The 2,184-nt window shown below is 74.0% G+C and carries 1 protein-coding gene and 1 pseudogene; both read right to left on the bottom strand.

The window, feature by feature from the left end:
• Positions 1–40: 40 nt before the first annotated feature.
• Positions 41–1,291, bottom strand: a complete 1,251-nt coding sequence (gene purD, locus K4G64_RS39050; RefSeq protein WP_221760585.1) for a phosphoribosylamine--glycine ligase — start codon at positions 1,289–1,291, stop codon at positions 41–43.
• A 202-nt stretch (positions 1,292–1,493) separates the two neighbouring features.
• Positions 1,494–2,184, bottom strand: a pseudogene (locus K4G64_RS39045) (DNA polymerase III subunit gamma and tau); the annotation flags it as partial.

Genomic DNA, 2,184 nt, shown 5'->3' with positions numbered 1-2,184 from the left:
TCCATCGAGTGACCGATGCCCTTTCCGGCTGACCGGGGCCCTACGCTCCCGCCGCCTTCGCGGCGATGTCCGTGCGGTGCTGGGAGCCGTCGAGGCGGATGCGGCCGACGGCCGTGTAGGCGCGGTCGCGGGCCTCGGTGAGGTCCTTGCCGGTGGCCGTCACGGACAGGACGCGGCCGCCCGCGCTGACCACGGCGTCGCCCTCCTGCCGGGTGCCGGCATGCAGCACGTACGCGTGCGGGGCGTCCTGGGCGGCGACCTCGTCGAGTCCGGTGATCGGGTCGCCGGTGCGCGGGGTGCCGGGGTAGTTGTGCGAGGCGACGACCACGGTCACGGCCGCGTCGTCGCTCCAGCGCAGCGGCTCCAGGTGGGCGAGGTTGCCGGTGGCGGCGGCCATCAGCAGGCCGGCCAGCGGCGTCTTCAGCCGGGCCAGCACGACCTGGGTCTCGGGGTCGCCGAACCGGGCGTTGAACTCGATCACGCGGACACCGCGGGAGGTGATCGCGAGGCCGGCGTAGAGCAGGCCGGAGAAGGGCGTGCCGCGCCGCTGCATCTCGTCCACGGTCGGCTGCAGCACGGTCTGCATCACCTCGTCGACCAGCTTCGGGTCGGCCCACGGCAGCGGGGAGTACGCGCCCATACCGCCGGTGTTGGGACCCTCGTCGCCGTCCAGGGCGCGCTTGAAGTCCTGGGCGGGCTGGAGGGGCACGACCGTCTCGCCGTCGGTGACGGCGAACAGGGAGACCTCGGGGCCGTCGAGGTACTCCTCGATGACCACGCGCTCGCAGGCCGCCGCGTGGGCCCGGGCCGCTTCGAGGTCGTCGGTGACGACGACGCCCTTGCCGGCGGCGAGCCCGTCGTCCTTCACGACGTACGGAGCGCCGAAGGCGTCGAGGGCCGCGTCGGCCTCTTCCGGCGTCGTGCAGACGTACGAGCGGGCCGTGGGCACCTCGGCCGCCGCCATGACGTCCTTCGCGAAGGCCTTGGAGCCCTCGAGCTGCGCGGCCTGCCCGGACGGGCCGAAGACGGGGATGCCCGCGTCGCGCACGGCGTCGGCGACACCGGCGACGAGCGGGGCCTCCGGGCCGACGACCACGAGCTCCGCGCCGAGGCGGGTGGCCAGCTCGGTGACCGCGGCGCCGTCCGAGGCGTCGACCTGGTGCAGCTCGGCGACCTCGGCGATGCCGGCGTTGCCGGGCGCGCAGTACAGCGCGGTGACATCGGGGTCGTGGGACAGGGAGTGGCACAGGGCGTGTTCGCGGGCGCCGCTGCCGATGACGAGGACCTTCACGGGGGTCAGCCTAACGGGAGACGCCGGGTTCCCTTTGTGCGGGCTTCCGAAGGGAGGGGGGATCTTGAGCTGGATGTTCCTCCAAGGCGGGGTCGTGCTCCTCGGGGGTCGTGCTCCTCGGGGCGCGTGTCACCGGACCGCGTGTTCCTCGGGCGGCAGGTCCCCGAACCCCGTGTTCCTCCAGCCGCTCGGCGAGGTCCGGCTACTCGTTCGTGAACTCCTCAACCACCGTCGCCCCCAGCTCCCGGACGATCAGCTCCTGGCCGGAGAGGGCCGACTCGTCCAGGTCGGGGTCGTCGTCCTCGGGGATGTCCTCCTCGACCGAGACGTGGCGCGGCGGTGGGGCGGAGGGCTGGGGGACGGAAGCGGTCGGTGCCGGGGCCGGAGTGGAGGCCGGCGCGGGGCTGCTCGACTGCTGGGTGGAAGCGGCCGGGGGCGCCGACTGGGGCGGGGCCGGCCGCTGGGCCGTGGCCGTACCGCCGCCCGCGTTGTACCCGCCGCCACCACCGCTGTTGTAGCCGCCACCGCCGCCTCCGAACCCGGAGGGGCCGCCCGGCGCCGGGGGCGCGGAGCCGCCCGAGGGGTCGACGATCGCCTCGATCTTCCACTGCACGTTGAACTGCTCGCCCAGCGCCTGCCGCAGTACGTCCTCGCTGCCGCTGCTCAGGAAGTTGTCCCGCGCGCCCGCGTTGACGAAGCCGAGCTGGAGGGTCGTGCCGTCGAAGCCGGCCACCTGGGCGTTCTGGCTGAGCAGGATCCAGGTGAAGCGGCGGCGGTTCTTGACCGCCTCCAGGATGTTCGGCCAGAGCATGCGGGGGTCGAGGCCACCGCCGCCGCCCGAGGCAGCGGGAGCGGGGGCCTCGACCCCCGCATGCTCTGGCCGAACATCCTGG

It is taken from the genome of Streptomyces sp. WAC04114, from assembly GCF_019733245.1.
Lineage (GTDB): Bacteria > Actinomycetota > Actinomycetes > Streptomycetales > Streptomycetaceae > Streptomyces > Streptomyces massasporeus_A.
The sequence above is the reverse complement of the archived record's forward strand: the minus strand, read 5'-3'. Positions and strand labels throughout refer to the sequence as shown.